Source organism: Fundidesulfovibrio butyratiphilus (assembly GCF_054657235.1).
In genome coordinates this window covers 656,026-671,813 of record NZ_BAAHXA010000001.1, presented here as the reverse complement: position 1 = coordinate 671,813, position 15,788 = coordinate 656,026, and the positions used below count along the sequence as shown (strand labels likewise).

The 15,788-nt window shown below is 64.6% G+C and carries 14 protein-coding genes; 10 read left to right on the top strand and 4 right to left on the bottom strand.

Annotated features, from left to right (window positions below; translation table 11 throughout):
• Positions 1 to 23: 23 nt before the first annotated feature.
• The 9 genes from ACYQ01_RS03390 (at position 24) to rpsT (ending at position 11,311) form a co-directional block, all read left to right on the top strand.
• Complete coding sequence (locus tag ACYQ01_RS03390; protein ID WP_459932424.1) at positions 24 to 500, top strand: chemotaxis protein CheW; 477 nt, start codon at positions 24 to 26, stop codon at positions 498 to 500.
• Positions 501 to 574: 74 nt separating this feature from the next.
• On the top strand, positions 575 to 4,018 hold the full coding sequence (mfd, locus tag ACYQ01_RS03385) for a transcription-repair coupling factor (protein ID WP_459932423.1): 3,444 nt from the start codon (positions 575 to 577) through the stop codon (positions 4,016 to 4,018).
• Positions 4,015 to 4,935 carry a peptidylprolyl isomerase gene (locus tag ACYQ01_RS03380; protein WP_459932422.1) on the top strand — a complete coding sequence of 307 codons (921 nt, stop codon included), beginning with the start codon at positions 4,015 to 4,017 and terminating at the stop codon, positions 4,933 to 4,935. The genes mfd and ACYQ01_RS03380 overlap by 4 nt, the downstream gene beginning before the upstream one ends.
• A gap of 124 nt (positions 4,936 to 5,059) precedes the next feature.
• Complete coding sequence (locus ACYQ01_RS03375) at positions 5,060 to 6,022, top strand: SurA N-terminal domain-containing protein (RefSeq protein WP_459932421.1); 963 nt, start codon at positions 5,060 to 5,062, stop codon at positions 6,020 to 6,022.
• Between the two features lie 81 nt (positions 6,023 to 6,103).
• Positions 6,104 to 7,045: a helix-turn-helix domain-containing protein gene (locus ACYQ01_RS03370; RefSeq protein ID WP_459932420.1), complete on the top strand. Its 942-nt coding sequence runs from the start codon at positions 6,104 to 6,106 to the stop codon at positions 7,043 to 7,045.
• Between the two features lie 51 nt (positions 7,046 to 7,096).
• Positions 7,097 to 7,843 carry a DNA repair protein RecO gene (gene recO / locus ACYQ01_RS03365; RefSeq protein WP_459932419.1) on the top strand — a complete coding sequence of 249 codons (747 nt, stop codon included), beginning with the start codon at positions 7,097 to 7,099 and terminating at the stop codon, positions 7,841 to 7,843.
• A 32-nt stretch (positions 7,844 to 7,875) separates the two neighbouring features.
• Positions 7,876 to 8,745 carry a glycine--tRNA ligase subunit alpha gene (gene glyQ, locus ACYQ01_RS03360; protein WP_459932418.1) on the top strand — a complete coding sequence of 290 codons (870 nt, stop codon included), beginning with the start codon at positions 7,876 to 7,878 and terminating at the stop codon, positions 8,743 to 8,745.
• Between the two features lie 13 nt (positions 8,746 to 8,758).
• The gene (gene glyS / locus ACYQ01_RS03355) at positions 8,759 to 10,843 is read left to right on the top strand and encodes a glycine--tRNA ligase subunit beta (protein ID WP_459932417.1); all 2,085 of its coding nucleotides are present in this window, start codon (positions 8,759 to 8,761) and stop codon (positions 10,841 to 10,843) included.
• Positions 10,844 to 11,044: 201 nt separating this feature from the next.
• The gene (rpsT, locus tag ACYQ01_RS03350) at positions 11,045 to 11,311 is read left to right on the top strand and encodes a 30S ribosomal protein S20 (RefSeq protein ID WP_459932416.1); all 267 of its coding nucleotides are present in this window, start codon (positions 11,045 to 11,047) and stop codon (positions 11,309 to 11,311) included.
• Here the strand turns inward: rpsT and ACYQ01_RS03345 are convergent.
• Positions 11,308 to 11,502, bottom strand: a complete 195-nt coding sequence (locus ACYQ01_RS03345; protein WP_459932415.1) for a hypothetical protein — start codon at positions 11,500 to 11,502, stop codon at positions 11,308 to 11,310. The genes rpsT and ACYQ01_RS03345 overlap by 4 nt on opposite strands.
• Before the next feature lie 135 nt (positions 11,503 to 11,637).
• Here ACYQ01_RS03345 and ACYQ01_RS03340 point away from each other — a divergent pair, with 135 nt between their 5' ends.
• Complete coding sequence (locus tag ACYQ01_RS03340) at positions 11,638 to 13,413, top strand: methyl-accepting chemotaxis protein (protein WP_459932414.1); 1,776 nt, start codon at positions 11,638 to 11,640, stop codon at positions 13,411 to 13,413.
• A 183-nt stretch (positions 13,414 to 13,596) separates the two neighbouring features.
• On the opposite strand, the gene ACYQ01_RS03335 is transcribed toward ACYQ01_RS03340, so the two are convergent.
• The 3 genes from ACYQ01_RS03335 to ACYQ01_RS03325 form a co-directional block, all read right to left on the bottom strand.
• A complete protein-coding gene (locus tag ACYQ01_RS03335; RefSeq protein WP_459932413.1) occupies positions 13,597 to 14,268 on the bottom strand; it encodes an adenylate kinase in 672 nt (223 codons plus the stop codon).
• 72 nt (positions 14,269 to 14,340) lie between these two features.
• Complete coding sequence (tilS, locus tag ACYQ01_RS03330) at positions 14,341 to 15,366, bottom strand: tRNA lysidine(34) synthetase TilS (RefSeq protein ID WP_459932412.1); 1,026 nt, start codon at positions 15,364 to 15,366, stop codon at positions 14,341 to 14,343.
• 85 nt (positions 15,367 to 15,451) lie between these two features.
• The gene (locus tag ACYQ01_RS03325) at positions 15,452 to 15,787 is read right to left on the bottom strand and encodes a hypothetical protein (protein WP_459932411.1); all 336 of its coding nucleotides are present in this window, start codon (positions 15,785 to 15,787) and stop codon (positions 15,452 to 15,454) included.
• Position 15,788: the final 1 nt, after the last annotated feature.

Sequence of the window (15,788 nt, the reverse complement as noted above, 5' to 3'; positions counted from 1 at the left end):
AATCCACCTGGAGGAGACTACGGATGGATGAGGCTCAAAAAAAGCAAGACGCCGAACTCATGCAACTGGTGACTTTTAGCATCGGTGAAGAAGAATTTGGCGTCGACATTCTCAAAGTGCAGGAAATCATCCGCATGATGGAAATCACCAAGGTGCCGCGCGCTCCCGAATTTGTCGAGGGCGTGATCAATCTGCGCGGCAAGGTGATACCCATCCTGGATCTGCGAAAACGATTCGGGCTCATGGCTCGCGGCCACGACAAGCATACGCGCATCATCGTCATCGAGATCAACAACATGATCGTGGGCTTTGTGGTGGATTCCGTCTCCGAGGTGCTGCGCATACCCTCGAGCACGGTGGAGCCGCCGCCGCCCGTTGTTTCCGGACTCGAGAGCGAATACATAAGCGGCGTGGGCAAGCTGGAGGACCGGCTGCTCATCCTGCTTGATCTCGATCGCCTGCTCTCCAACGAGGAGCAGGAAACCCTGGCCGGAGTCTAGGCCGAAACCTTCCGCTACAGTGCGGCCGCCGCGTTCCTTTCGGAGCGCGGCGGCTTCTTTCCTTTTTTCACGACATGAACCGCACCCCCTCGCCCCTGGCGGATATCCTGGCCGGGAAAACCGCAAGCGTCAGCCTGTACAAGGCGGGCCCCGGCGCCGTGGTTTCGCTCTGCCGCGACCTGGCCGCGGCCGGGCGCACGGTCGCCTTGGCGGTCCCCGGCGCGGCCGACATGGCCCAGATGACCGCCTTGCTCGAGCTTTTTCTTCCCGTGGGCGACGAGCCCCTGGAAGAAAGGCCCTGGCTGTCCCTGCCGTCCTTCATGCCGGGCCTGCCCTTGGTTTCGGCCTGGGCCAGAAGGTGGGCCTTTCTGCATGCGGCGGCCCATTCCGGGCGCGGGCGCATTCTCTGCTTCACGGTGGACAACCTGCTGCCCAAGTGGCCGCCCCTTTCGGCCCTGGCTCACAACCTGCTCGAATTGCGCCAGGGCGAGGAAATCTCGCCCGAAATGATCATCGAGCAGACCGTGGGCTGGGGATATCGCCGCCAGGGCATGGTCTCGCAACCGGGCGACATCGCCTTGCGCGGAGACCTGCTGGACGTGTTTCCCCCCGGCTACGGCCATCCGGTCCGCCTGGAGTTTTTCGGCGACACTCTGGAAGCCATCCGCCTGTTCGACGAGGGCACCCAGCGCTCCCGGATGGAGACGCGCCAGGTGCAGATCTTGCCCGTGGTTCCGGCCGTGCCGGGCAGCGACTTCCAGGACCAGGCCCGCGCCCTTTGGGCCAGGATGGCCCAGACCGGCGAGTTGGACCGGGGAACCCAGGCCCACCTGGAGGAAAAGCTGCTTCGGGGCGAGGGCGACATCTGGCCCGGCCTCTATTACGAATCCCCGACCACCCTGGACCAGTGGTTCGCCGGCGACGTGGTCTGGGTGCTGGCCCAGTCGTCCAACTTGCGGCCCCGGCTCGAGGAGCAGGAGTTCGCCTGGCACGAGCACCTGCAAAAACTCGCCCGCGACACGGGCATGCCCTGGCCCCGCAACGTGGCCGTATGGCCCGAAGCCATGGCGCGGCGCGCTTGGCGCGACAAGCCCCAGCTCGTGTTCGAGGATCTGGTCATCGGCCGCGAGAAGCACGGTTTTGATCTGCCCGAGCGCAAGATCGAAAATTTTTCCGACCTGTTCTGGCGTCCCGACGAGGCCCGTCGGCCCTGGAGCACCCTGGTCGCCGGCCTGAAGGAGTGGGAGCAGCAGGGACGCCAGGTGCTCTTGTCCTTTCGTTCCCATCAGTCGCGGCGCAAGTTCCTCAAGCTGGCCGAACACGAAGGGCTCTCCCTCAGCCAGGAGCCTTCGCGGGGCAAGGGGGGGCTTCACGCCCTGGTTTCGCCCCTGCGTCGGGGCATGGAGCTCACCTGGAGCGGGACGCTCATCCTGCCCGAGGACGTGCTGGCCCCGGGCGCGGGCCGCGCCGCCAAGCCCAGGCCGGACAAGGGATTCAAGGGCCTGGCCGCTTTCGAGGACATGAGCCCCGGCGATCTGCTCGTGCACCGCGACTACGGGCTGGCCCGCTTCGAGGCCCTGACCCGGCTTTCGGTGGACCAGAACGCCAACGACTATCTGCTGTTGCTTTTCGACGGCGACGACAAGCTTTACCTGCCCGTGGACCGCATCGGCCTGCTTCAGCGCTACAAGGGGCCCGAGGGGCTTGTGCCGCCGTTGGATCGTCTGGGCGGCTCCCGATGGAAATCCAGCCGGGAAAAGGCCCAAAAGGCCATCGAGAAGATCGCCAACGACCTGGTGGAGATGTACGCCTATCGCCGGGTGGCCAAGGGCTACGCCTACGGTCCGCCGAGCGAGCTCTACTGGGAGTTCGAAGCCACCTTCGGTTTCGAGGAGACCCCGGACCAGGACCGGGCCATTTCCGAGGTGCTCGCGGATATGGAGCGTCCCGAACCCATGGATCGCCTGGTCTGCGGCGATGTGGGCTTCGGCAAGACCGAGGTGGCTTTGCGCGCGGCTTTCCGGGCCGTTCTGGAAGGCCGTCAGGTGGCGCTTTTGTGTCCCACCACGGTGCTGGCCGAACAGCATTATCAGAATTTCGTCAAACGACTGGAGAGCTTTCCCGTCCAGGTGGGCATGCTCAGCCGGTTCGTGCCGCCCAAGCGGGCCAAGATGGTCATCCAGGCGGCGGCCAAGGGCGAGATCGACATCCTTATCGGCACCCATCGTCTGCTCTCCAAGGATGTGAGCCTGCCCAAACTCGGGCTCATCATACTCGACGAGGAGCAACGTTTCGGGGTCAAGCACAAGGAAAAGCTCAAGAGCCTCAAGCGCAATGTGGACGCCCTGACGCTCACGGCCACGCCCATCCCGAGGACCTTGCAGCTCTCACTTTCGGGTATTCGCGGGCTTTCGGTCATGGAAACCCCGCCAGCCGACCGCAAGGCCGTGGAAACCGCCCTGGTGGACCGCAACGAAACCATGCTCAAGAACATCGTGGCCCGAGAGCTCGAACGCCAGGGCCAGGTGTTCTGGGTGCACAACCGGGTGCAGAGCCTGGCCGCTGTGGCCGACTTTGTGCAAAAGCTGGCCCCGCAGGCGCGCATCGGCATGGCGCACGGCCAGATGGCCGAAAAGGAACTCGAAGAGGCCATGCACAAGTTCTGGCACGGCGAGATCGACGTGCTGGTGTGCACGGCCATCATCGAAAGCGGGCTGGACTTTCCCAGGGCCAACACCCTGGTGGTGGACAACGCCCAGATGTTCGGCCTGGGCCAACTCTACCAGCTGCGCGGCCGGGTGGGACGCTCCGAACGCCAGGCCTACGCCTATTTCGTAGTGCCTTCGCTCGATCATGTGCCCGAGATGGCCCGCAAACGCCTTCAGGTCATTCTCGACATGGACTATCTGGGCGCGGGCTTCCAGATCGCCATGGAGGACCTGCGCCTGCGCGGAGCCGGCAACATCCTGGGCGAGAGCCAGTCCGGACACATTGCCAAGATCGGGTTGGACATGTTTCTCGAAATGCTCGACGACGAGGTGCGCCGCATCAAGGGCGAGCCGGCCCGCGAAGTGGTGGAAACCGAACTCAACCTGGCCATACCGGCGCGCATTCCCGAGACTTTCGTGCCCGACTCCAAGGAACGCCTGCGCCTCTACAAGAACCTGAGCGCCAGCCAGGACCAGGCCGAGACCGTGAACATCGTGGCCGACCTGAAGGACCGTTTCGGCCATCTTCCGGCCGAGGTGGACAATTTCGTGGCCGTGCTCGAACTCAAGCGCCTGCTCGGCCGCCTGGGGGTCAGACGGGCCGACGTGCATCCCACCAAGGTGTCGCTCACCTGGGAGGAAAACGCGCAAGGCCCGGACCCGGAGGCGCTTTTGGCCTGGTTGTCTCCCCGTCGGGAACGGGCCAGGCTTTTGCCGCCGGCCAAGCTGGAATACCGCTTCGAGGCGGGCGTCCCCCTGAAGGCGGCCCTGGAAGACGCGGCCTCGCAACTGGCGGGACTTGCTCCGTGAGACGGTGGTGGCTGGCGTTGGCCGTGCTCCTGGTCGCCGGATGCTGGCGCGATCCCCTGGAACAGGGCGTGGTGGCCCGGGTGAACGGCTCGCCCATCCCCCAGACCGATCTGGAGTTCCTGCAGGCCCAGGCTCCCGCCGCTCCGGCCGGCGACCTGAACGGCGTGCTGGCCGCCCTCGGGGACCGCTACGGCCAGGCCCTGGCCCAACTCGTTGTGCAGGAACTGGTGGCCCAGGATCTGAAACGCCGGGGCATGGCCCTGACCGAGGCCGACCTGCGCGCCGTGGAGGCGACCGCGCGGCAGGGCTATCCGGGACGCGCGTTCGAAGACACCTTGGCCGAAGAGGGGCTCGACTACCAGCTCTGGCGTCGCCAACTCAAATCCCGGGCCGATCTGGACAGGTTCGCCGCGCGCGTCCTCAGACCCCGGGTGAGCGTCAGCGCGGAAGAGGTGCGCCAGTATTACAAGGACCACGCCCAGGAATTTTCCCAGGCCGCTCGGGTGACCTTTCTCTGCGTGGAGTCCAAGCACGCGCAATCGTTGCGCGCCGCCCTGGACGCCGCCCTGGCCTCCCGGGACCCGGCGGACATGCTGCGGGCCTTCGACGACGTGTCCGTGCAGGCCCAGACGGCCCCGGAGGAAAAGCTGCCCCCGAACTGGAAGGACGTCCTCGGAAAACTTTCGCCCGGCCAGGCCAGTGCGGTGCGCTCCGGCGGATTGGGGTTTCAGGCCTTTATCCTGCTGGAACGGGTCGGGGCCAAGGTCGATGGGCTGGTTCGGGCCTATCCCCTGGTGGAAAAACGCCTCATCGAGGGCAAAATGGAACGGGCGTTCGCCGGCTGGCTGGAGGATTCCCTGTCGGTCGCGCGCATTGAGATCAACCCCGCCCTGGAGCCGAAAAAACCGGGCTCGTGATCGGGAGGGGCGCATTGCATCGTCAAGTAAAAAAGCATAGAAGGGGCTGGCTTTCAGGCCTCGTCAGCAAGGCAGCACCACAACCGTCCGGGCCGAGACGGCCCTGTCGCCCTGGAGGGAGCCTTTGACCGTCTTTATCCGCACTCTGCTCGCCGCCGTTATGGTTCTCGCGCTTACTCCCGCCTTCTCGTCCGCCCAGGTGGTGGACAAGATGGTCGCGCAGGTCAACGGCGAAATCATCACTTTGTTCGATCTCAACCAGCGGGTGAAGATGTACGTCACCCAGGTGGAAAAGAAACCGTTCAACCCGTCCGATCCGCAGATCGGCGAGTTGCAGAAGCGCATTCTGCAATCCATGATCGAGGATATCCTCGTCCGCCAGGAAGCCAAACGCCTCAAGGTGAACGTCTCCGACGCCGAGGTGGAAAACCGCATGCGCGAGCTTCGTGAAAAAGGCGGTCTGAACGAAGAGCAATTCCAGCAACAATTGCGGCTGGAAGGCTATACCCGCAAACAGTTCGCCGAAAGCCTGAAGAAAGAAATCGTCAAGAAGCAGCTCCTCGGCTACATGGTGCAGCGCAAGGTCCTGGTGACCGAAGCCGAAGCCCGTCAATACTACGAAGCCCACAGCGGCGACATGAAGACCCAGACCGGCCAGCGCATCGGGCTCATCATGGTGAACAAGATGGACGAGGCCAAGGCCCTGCGCGCGCGCATCGTGGGCAAGCAGATCTCCTTCGAGGACGCGGCCCGCAAGTATTCCGTGGGGCCCGGCGCGGCTCAGGGCGGCGACCTGGGACGGGTGGCCTGGAAGGACCTCGCGCCCGAACTGCAACGCGCCTTGACCGGCCTTCCCTCGGGAGGCGTGAGCGAACCCGTGGTGCTCGACGGAAAGCCTGTGCTCTTGACCATGAGCTCCGCTCCAGACCCCAAGGCCGAGGCGTCCGCGTCCGCGTCCTCCTCGCCGTCCTTTGAGAGCGTGCGGAGCGAAATTATGGAGCGGCTCTACCGGGAAAAGCTCGAAAAGCAGTTCACCGAATACATGGATAAGCTTCGGGCCAAGTCCGTCATCAAAACCAATTTGTAACCAGGTCCGGCCTGGGCGGCCCGGTCACGCAGAATGTCCGGGCGTACGCCGGTTCGCCGGCGTCCTGGAGGATATACACGGATGAATCTCGAAGAAATGGGCTTGCTGCTTCGTCAGGAGCGGGAACGACGCGGGATCAGCCTGGAAAAGGCGGCCGGCGCCGTGAGGATCAGCAAGAAATATTTGGCTTCCCTGGAGGAAGGACGTACCGACGGCCTGCCGCATCCGGTGTATGCGAAGGGGTTCGTCAAAAACTACGCCCGGTTCCTGGAACTGGACCCCGAGGAATTCGGCGAGGTCCTCGGCCGCTACTACGTCGTGGACGACAACCACCTGCGCGACGCCCCCCGGTACGAGGTGAAGGAGTCGTCCCCCAGCATCCGCGAGCGGGGCACTTCGTCCTCCTCGTTCAAGCCTTCGCTGTGGCTGGGCATTCCGGTTGTGCTGGCGGCGTTTGGCCTACTGGCCTGGTTTTTCTTCACGTCCTCGTTTTGGAAGGGCTTTTCCTTCGACTCCGTGACCCAGTTGTTTTCTTCCAGCGTGACCCAGGCCCCGGCCACATCCGAGCCGGCCAAGGCCGACTCCAAGACCGACGCCAAGGCCGATGCGGGCGCAACCGAAGCCGCGCCCGCGACGCCGGCCAAGCCCCAGGCCGCCGAGTCCGCTCCGACCGTGCAGCGCGACCTTCTGGCGCTCACGCCCTCGAGTTCGGCTTCGGGGAAGGCGCAGTCCGATTCCGGCGGTGACCTCTTGTCCCAGATGGCGGCCGAGGCCCAGTTCGCGGACAAGGGCTCCCAGGTGACGGAGTTGACGGCCAACCAGCCGGCCAAGCTGACGGTTACCGACGAGTCGGGCCAGAGCCGGGACTTCTCCCTGGTCAAGGGCCAGCGTCTGACCTTGCGGTTTCAGAACAAGTTGACGGTCCGTTTCGGTTCGGCTCCGTCCATGTCGGTCAAGCTCAACGGCAAGGATTACTCCCTGGGGGGCGGCAAGGCCGACGGGCGTACGATCCAGTTCCCCTAGCGGGCGCGATCGCGTTTCGCACCGGGCGGGGCGCGGCTCACGCGAGGACATATGGAATCCACCGAAACGGCCCTGGTGCTCAAGGTGGGCAAATTCCGCGAAGTTGACGCCTGGGTGCGGCTGTTTTCTCCGCGACAGGGGGTCTTTACAGCCTTCGCCTTTGGCGGCTGCGTGAGCCGGCGACGGTTTTGCGGCTGCCTGGATCCCTTCAACCTCGTGCGTTTCAAGCTCAAAAAAGACCGCAAGGGTTACGCCACGCTGCTCGAAGGCGCGCTCATGGAAGGCCACAGCCGGCTGCGTCGGGAAGGCGAGCGCCTGGGCATGGCCGTGAACTGCCTGAAATTCGTCGAGGCGGCCCACATTGGCCCCACCGGCAGCCAGGCGGCCTACGCCCTGCTTACCGACACCCTGGCCGCCCTGGACGGCCAGGAACCGCCCACCCGGCTGCTGCCGCTTTTTTTTCGGGCCAGGATGGCCTTTGACCAGGGATTTCGCCCGGAATTGGCGACCTGCGCCGTCTGCGGCTCTCCCCTGGAACGGGGCGGGCACTGCCTGCTCTTTGTGGAGGAGGGACGGATGCGCTGCCCGGATTGTCGCCGGACGGGGCGAGGGGCGTTCGCGGCCCTGGGGCGGGAAGCCCTGGACGCCCTGCGCGCCGTAAGCGCCGAGCCCCCCGCCGTCTGGGCCCACCGCGACGTATCCGCCCAGGCCCGCATGGAGCTCGCCCGGGCGCTCGACCTTTTCGTTTCGCGCCATCTGGGATTGACCTGGCGCCACGGCTCCTTTACCCGCATCTGACGCCACGCGTTCGTCCAACTTGAGGAGATGACATGCACTTTCAAGACGTGATCATGGCCCTGCAACGCTACTGGGCCGACCAGGGCTGCCTGATCGGCCAGCCCTACGACCTGGAGGTCGGGGCCGGCACTTTCAATCCCGCCACGTTCTTTCGGGTCATCGGACCCGAACCCTGGCGCGTGGCCTATGTGGAGCCATCGCGCCGTCCCACAGACGGACGCTACGGGGAAAATCCCAACCGTCTTCAGCACTACTATCAGTTCCAGGTGATTCTCAAACCCTCGCCCGACAACGTGCAGGAGCTTTACCTGGACAGTCTGCGGGCGCTGGGCGTGCATCCCGAGTCCCACGACATCCGCTTTGTGGAAGACGACTGGGAGTCGCCCACCCTGGGCGCCTCGGGTCTGGGCTGGGAAGTCTGGCTCAACGGCATGGAGGTCACGCAGTTCACCTATTTCCAGCAGGTGGGCGGCATCGAGCTGTCGCCCGTGTCGGTCGAGATCACCTACGGTTTGGAACGCATCAACATGTACCTGCAGGAAAAGGAGTCGGTCTACGATCTCATGTGGAACGACACCGTCACCTACGGCCAGGTGCACCACCAGGGCGAAGTGGAGCATTCGAAGTACAACTTCGAATACAGCGACGCGGACATGCTGCTGCATTTTTTCAACGCCTGCGAGGCCGAGTGCCGCAAACTCTGCGAGCTGGGTCTGCCCTGGCCGGCCTACGACTACTGCCTGCGCTGCTCGCACACGTTCAACATGCTCCAGGCGCGCGGGGCCATCTCCATAACCGAGCGCACCGGCTACATCGGCCGGGTGCGGGCTCTGGCTTCGGCCCTGGCCCGGCTCTACGCGGCCCAGCGTCGCGACATGGGCTATCCTCTGCTCGCAAGCTAAAGGAACCGACACCATGCCTTCGTTTCTTCTGGAAATCGGCTTCGAGGAAATGCCCTCGCGCTTTCTGGCCCCCCTGGCGGAGGAATTGACCCGGCTCATCGACTCGGGACTGGAACAGGAACGCCTTTCCCACGGCGCCGTGCGCGCCCTGGCCACCCCCAGGCGCCTGACGGCCCTGGTGGAAGACTTGGCCGAGGTGCAGCCCCGCCAGGAGGAAACCCTCACCGGTCCCCCGGTGCGCGCGGCCTACGATTCCTCCGGCAACCCCACGTCGGCCGCCCTGGGCTTCGCCAAGGGGCAGGGCGTGTCCCTGGAGAGCCTTTTTACCATCGACACTCCCAAGGGCCAGTACCTGGCGGTGAAAAAGCAAAGCGGCGGGGCCGGGGCCATGGACATCCTGCCCGGAGTGTGCCTGGCGGCCATCAAGGGATTGAGTTTCCCCAAGAAGATGCGCTGGGGCTCCCTGGACGTGACCTTCGGCCGGCCCGTGCGCTGGATCGTGGCCCTGTTGAACGACCGGGTCGTTCCCTTCGAGTTCGCCCGCGTGGCCTCGGATCGCCTCACCCGCGGCCATCGGGTCATGGGGCCGGGACCGTTCGCGGTGTCCGATCCCGCCAGCTATTTCGACGTGCTGCGCGACCAGGCCAAAGTGGTGCTCGATCCCGCCGCCCGGCGCGAAGCCGTGCTCACCCAGTGCGCCGAAGCGACCGGCCGGGTGGGCGGCAAGCCCATCATCGGCGAACGCCTGCTGGAAGAGGTCTGCGGCCTGGTGGAATATCCCCTGGTGGTCATGGGCAACTTCGACAAGCGGTACCTGGAATTGCCCCGCGAGGTGCTGCTCACCAGCATGGAGACCCATCAGAAGAGCTTCGGCGTGGAGGACGCCTCGGGCCGGCTCATGGCCCACTTCCTCACCACCGTGGGCTTGATTCCCAAGGACGTGGCCCTGGTGCGCAAGGGCTGGGAACGGGTGCTCAAGGCCCGTCTGGAAGACGCCCGGTTTTTCTGGGAGACCGATCTGGCCCAGGACTTCGACGCCTGGCTGGCCAAGCTGGAAAACGTGATCTTTCTCGCCCCGCTGGGCTCCATGGGGGCCAAAACCCGGCGCATCACGGCCCTGTGCGACGTCCTGTCCGGCCGGGTCAAACCCGAAATCACCCTGGATCTGCGCCAGGCCGGTCGCCTGTGCAAGGCCGATCTGGTCAGCGAGATGGTGGGCGAGTTCTCCGACCTTCAGGGAATCATGGGCGGCATTTACGCCCGGCGCAAGGGCGAAACCGAGCAGGTGGCCCAGGCGGTATACGAGCACTACCTGCCCCTCGGGCCCGAAAGCCCGGTCCCGGCCAGTCTGGCCGGGGCGCTTCTGGCCATTGCCGACAAATTCGACACCCTGGCCGGGTGTTTCGGGCTGGACATGATCCCCACCGGCGCGGCCGACCCCTATGCCTTGCGCCGTCAGGCCCTGGGCGTGTGCCGCATCATCGTGGAGCACGGTCTGCGCCTGGATCTGGCCGAACTGGCCGAGCGCGCCCTGGCCGGCTACCAGGGGGTGTCCTGGAAGCTCGATCCGGCCGAGGCCAAGGCGCGCCTGCTGGAGTTCTTCGGTTCGCGCCTGCGCGCCTGGTACCTGGGCAAGGGCGAACGTCCCCAGGTGGTGGACGCCGCGCTCGGCGCGGGATTTGCCGACGTGTGGGCCCTGGACGCACGGCTGTCGGCCCTGTCGCGCTTCAGCAAGCGCGAGGACTTCGACCAGGCCGTGCTGGCTTTCAAGCGCGCGGCCAACATCATCCGCAAGCAGGGAGACGGGCAGACCCTGTCCGGCGACTTCGACAAGTCCCAGCTGACGGAGGAGGGCGAGATCAAGCTGGACGCCGCCCTGGACGCCAACGCCGCACGGTTCGAAGCCCTGTGGGGAGCCAGCGACTTCGACGGGCTCTTCGGCCTGTTGGGCGAGATTCGTCCGGCCGTGGACGCCTTTTTCGACTCCGTCATGGTGATGTGCGACGATCAGACCCTGCGGCAAAACCGCCTGAACCTGCTCAAGTCCTTGGTGGACCGGTTGGGGCGCTTGGCGGACTTCGGGGCCTTGCAGATGTAATGGGGATGCGGTGTTTCGAAACCGGAAAGGCGGGCTCCCGTCGGGGAACGATCGTTTCCCCCCGGGCCGGAGCGGGCCGCGTCTTCGGCGCTCTTTTGGGCCGAAAGGCGCCGCTTTTCCGGCGTATGCCGCTTGACAGAAACACGGGCTTGTGCGTAAACAACCCGTCTTTGAACATGACCTTTCGAGGAGGGCTTTCCCTTGGCCAATCATAAATCCGCGTTGAAACGGCATCGTCAGAGCCTGGTGGCTCGCGCCCGTAACCGCTCCGAAAAAACCCGCGTGAAGAACGCCATCAAGGCCGTGCGCGCCGCCCTGGACGACAACAACGGCGAAGCCGCCCAGGCCGCCTTGCGCGCCGCCACCGCCGTTCTGGACAAAGCCGCCGGCAACAAAGTCCTCCACTGGAAGACCGCCGCCCGCAAAGTTTCCCGGTTGAGCCTGGCCGTCAACAAGCTTTCGGCCTAGCCGTTCGTCGCACCAAGCGAATTTTCATCCGCAAGCAAAGAGCCCGCCGCCACGCGGCCGGGCTCTTTGCCGTGTTTCCTTTCCGTTCCTTCGGCCTTTCCTCTTTTTCCCCACCCTTCGTTTCCTCCGGTGTTTTTCCCTTTCGCCAGTCGATTGAAAGCGTTCGTTCGTATGTGACGTTCTTCCGACATGTCGGTGAACCGCTTCCTGTCCGCCAGACAAAAGGATAGGGAAGGACGTTTTCCGAAAAGGCGGGTCCGCCGGAGCGGCGGCCCAAAACCGGTTGTGGCCGACGGTGTTGGGCCACACGTTTTTCGAGGTGCGACATGAACGCCTTTCTGGGCAATCTCTCCGTGCGGATGAAGATTTTTTGCATCATCGCTCTGCTCATTGGAGCCATGTTGGCGTTGGGAACCTACGCCTGGCTGAGCGTGAGCGCCATTGTGGTCAACGGGCAGGTGTACGAGCAGGTCGTAAGCGACAAGGACCTGGTTGCGGACATTTTGCCGCCACCCATGTTTTTGGTGGAAACCTATGTCTGGGTGCACCGCTTGGGCGACTTGCGCGATCCGGCCGAAATCGGACGCGTCGTGGCCAAGCTCAAGGAATTGAACGCCGATTTCGAGGAGCGCAAAACATACTGGATGGGCTCGACCCTGCCGGAAAACATCAAGCGAATGGTGGGAGGCCGCGTCTACGCCACGGGGCGGGCCTTCTACGACACGCTGTTCAATCAGGTGGTTCCGGCCATGACCAGTGGCGATTCCGTCCGGGCCGGCGAAATTATTTCCACGACCTTGCGCGACCAATACGATGCGCACCGCAAGGCCGTGGACGAGCTGGTGACCGTGGTCAACGCCCGGGTCAAGGACACGGAGGCCCAGGCCGATCGCGACATCCGGCGGATTGTGCTCCATGTCGGTCTTGCCGGTCTGGCGACGGTGCTGTGCATGCTTGGATTGGGGCTGGCCATCACTCTAAGGATCACCCGTCCTCTGGGCAAGGTGATGCAATATGCCAACGACCTGTCGGAAGGCCGTCTGGATTCCGAGCTTCACGTGACCCAGCGGGACGAGATCGGTCTTTTGGCTGATCACCTGCGCTTGATGGTGCGAACCCTCAAACTTCAGATGGAAAAGGCCCGCGAGCAGAGCGACTTGGCCTGCCAGGAGGCGGAAAAGGCCAAACAGGCGGCCTGCGAGGCGGACGAGGCCAAACTTGTGGTGGTGAGCAAGCAGGACCAGATAGTCCAGTTGGCCAGGGAGATAACCGATGTGGCCAAGGTGGTGGAACATTCTTCGGACAAACTGGCCGATCAGGTGCGCGATTCCAGCGAGGGGGCCAGCCGGCAGGCCGAACGGGTGTCCGAGACGGCGGCGGCCATGTCCGAAATGACCCAGAGCGTGTTCGAGGTGGCCAAAAACGCCTCCCAGGCGGCCGACGCGGCGGGTCAGGCCAAGCAGATGGCCCAGGAGGGCGCTCAGGTCGTGGACAAGGTGGTGGCCGGCATCGGTCTGGCCGAACGCCAGGCCTTGGGGCTCAAGGAGGAAATGTCGACCTTGGGCCAACAGGCCGAGGGCATCGGCCGGGTGATGGACGTGATCTCGGACATTGCGGACCAGACCAACCTGCTGGCCTTGAATGCCGCCATCGAGGCCGCGCGCGCCGGAGAGGCCGGACGCGGTTTCGCCGTGGTGGCCGACGAGGTGCGCAAGCTGGCCGAAAAGACCATGCACGCCACCAAGGAGGTGGGACAGGCCATAGCCGCCATTCAAAGCGGCACGCGGTCCAACGTGGAGCACATGCAGCAGGCCGTGGTCACCATTCAGCAGGCCACGGGCCTGGCCACCACCTCGGGAGAGGCCTTGGCCGAAATCGTGCGCCTGGTGGACTCGGCCACCGATCAGGTGCGTTCCATCGCGGCGGCTTCGCAGCAGCAGTCGGCGGCGTCCGAGCAGATCAATCGTTCCATCGAGGAGGTCAATCGCATCTCGGCCCAGACTTCCAAGGCCATGCGCCATTCCGCGGACGCCGTGACCGGGCTCAACGACCAGGCCCTGGCCCTGCGCAATCTGTTGTCCGCCATGGACAACGGCGCGTGAGCAGAATTTTCGGGACGGACGCGTGCATCACCGGAACCGGGGATGCGAAAAAAGCGCCCTGGCCGCAATGGCCGGGGCGCTTTTCGATTGCGCGTGAACGCGGGTCCGGCGGCGCGACGCAAACGGCCTGGCCGCCGGATCGAAAGGCGAAACCAGGCCGGGCTCGCCCGGCCGGACGAAGAATTAAGCCAACTTGGCGAGCAGGGTGTCCCTGATGGAGTCGATGGTGCCTTCGCCGTTGAGCTCGATGTAGGTGGTTTTGCCCTGGGCGGCCAGATCCTTGTAGTAGTAGGCGGCGGCCAGGGTGCCTTCCTTGGTGTCGTAGTAGATGTCGTGGCGCACGTTGATGGCGTTCTCGTCCTGGTCGTCGGAACGGGCGGAGAGGTCGCCGCCGCACACCCGGCACTTGTCGCCGTTGGGCTTGATGGCGTCGATGAAGATGTTGTTGGGATGGTTGGGGTCGTTCTTGCAGATGCGGCGGCCCATGATGCGGTTCTTGGCCACTTCGCGGGGCAGAAGGATCTCGATCACGAAGTCGAGCTTCATGCCTTCCTGCTGGAGCACTTCATAGAGCTTCTTGGCCTGAACCATGTTGCGGGGGAAGCCGTCGAGCAGCCAGCCGTTCTTGCCGCGTTCCTTGAGGGTGGCCACCACCATGGGGATGGTGATGTCGTCGGGCACGAGCGCGCCGCGGTCGATGAATTCCTTGGCTTTCTTGCCGAGTTCGGTGCCGCCGCTGATGTGTTCGCGGAAGATCGCGCCGGATTCGATGTGAGCCAGATCGTATTTTTTCTTGACCAGGGCGCCCTGGGTGCCCTTGCCGCTGCCGTTGGGTCCGAAAATGAGGATGTTCACGCTCCCCGCCTCCTTGTGATAAAATGGAACAATCGAAAGTTTCTATCCGCAAGCCTCTGTTCTGTCAACGCGTCAAGGGGCCGTGAAGCGTTGAAAGAGAACGCCTTCGCGGGTGATCTTGGCCTGCTTCGATCCGGGGAATTGAAAAACCTTGCCGGATTGTCCGGCCTCCCAGGCCAGATCCAGCCGGTGCAGGGTGTCGGCCAGGGCCTGTCCGGGGCCCAAAGACGACACGGCCCGCTTGTACAAGCGAAGGCGCAGGGCCTGGGGCCAGGTCGAAAGTTCTTTGGCCGGCAACAACACCGGCCTTCCGGCCGAAGGCCAGTGGGGGACGGCCTGATCCATGACGTGGTCCCAGTAGACCCGGTCGGTTTCGCCCTGGCGGCGGATTTCGGAAGCGGCGCGGAGAAAATCCGGGTTTTCGCGAAGAAACAGAGGCAAGACCTCTGCGCGCACCCGGTTGCGCAGGAATGTTCGATCCGTGTTGCTCGCGTCCTCGCGCCAGGCCAAGCCCGTCTCTCGGGCCAGACGCAGCAGGTGGGCCTTGGGCGTCTCCAGCAAGGGGCGGGCCAGGCGCCGGTGCGGATCAAAGGCCCGCATGCCGGAAAGGGCTGGCCAGCCGGCCCCGCGCATCAGGCGCATGAGCACGTCTTCGGCCTGGTCGTCCAGGTGATGGGCCGTGAGCACGGCGAAGGCTCCGGTTTTTTCGCGTACCGTTTCGAACAGGGCGTAGCGGGCCAGGCGTCCGGTTTCCTCCAGGCCCGCGCCCAAGCGTTTGGCCTGGTCGGCGATGTCCTGGCGTTCGAGAACGAAATCGAACCCCAGGTCGGCGCACAAGGCGGCGCAGTGATCCGCGTCCAGGGCGGATTCGGGACGCAGGCCGTGATCCAGGTGCACGGCCGTGACGCGTGCGCGCACCCGCCCGGAGAGCAGGCGCAGCATGTAGGCCAACACGGACGAATCCAGCCCGCCGGAGAGGCCCAGCACCAGGCGCGGTTTTGGAGGCGGGCAGGCCGTGGCGCGCAGGAAGGCTTCCACCCGCAGGCACAGGTGGGCCGACCAGGGAGACAGCGCGGAAAGGCTCAAGGGCGGGGGCATGGGAAAGTCCTGACGGATGGGCGTTTCGTCCGCGAAAGCCGCCTTGGGGAAAGCCGGAGTCTTCGGGGGCCGGGTGCGCCCCGGGTCAGACGGCGATGTCCAGGTCCTTGATCCAGGCGTCGAGCTGCTTGATCATGTGCTCGCGCAGGGGGGCGCAGGCGTAGGCGATGCACGAGCAGCGCAGCCTTTGGCGCGAACGCACGAGCAGTTCCAGGCGCACCCAGGTGTCGCCGGTCTCCAGGGCCATGAAAAAGGGCCCGCAGGAGTCCTTGTGGGCGATCTGCTCCGGCGTGAGAAATTCTTCCGGCACGGGCAGATAGTAGATGCCGGCCAGGGAGCCGCTCATGTTCTTGCGGTGCAGGAATTCCTCGATGCGCTCCACGTCCTTGGGGTCGAGTTCGTCCACGATGTAACCGCGCATG

Coding starts and splice junctions, on each gene's coding strand:
- ACYQ01_RS03390 (WP_459932424.1), top strand. CDS start 24: ATGGATGAGGCTCAAAAAAAGCAAGACGCCGAACTCATGCAACTGGTG.
- ACYQ01_RS03345 (WP_459932415.1), bottom strand. CDS start 11,502: ATGTCGGAAGAACGTCACATACGAACGAACGCTTTCAATCGACTGGCG.
- ACYQ01_RS03340 (WP_459932414.1), top strand. CDS start 11,638: ATGAACGCCTTTCTGGGCAATCTCTCCGTGCGGATGAAGATTTTTTGC.
- ACYQ01_RS03325 (WP_459932411.1), bottom strand. CDS start 15,787: ATGCGCGGTTACATCGTGGACGAACTCGACCCCAAGGACGTGGAGCGC.
- ACYQ01_RS03370 (WP_459932420.1), top strand. CDS start 6,104: ATGAATCTCGAAGAAATGGGCTTGCTGCTTCGTCAGGAGCGGGAACGA.
- glyS (WP_459932417.1), top strand. CDS start 8,759: ATGCCTTCGTTTCTTCTGGAAATCGGCTTCGAGGAAATGCCCTCGCGC.
- recO (WP_459932419.1), top strand. CDS start 7,097: ATGGAATCCACCGAAACGGCCCTGGTGCTCAAGGTGGGCAAATTCCGC.
- mfd (WP_459932423.1), top strand. CDS start 575: ATGAACCGCACCCCCTCGCCCCTGGCGGATATCCTGGCCGGGAAAACC.
- tilS (WP_459932412.1), bottom strand. CDS start 15,366: ATGCCCCCGCCCTTGAGCCTTTCCGCGCTGTCTCCCTGGTCGGCCCAC.
- glyQ (WP_459932418.1), top strand. CDS start 7,876: ATGCACTTTCAAGACGTGATCATGGCCCTGCAACGCTACTGGGCCGAC.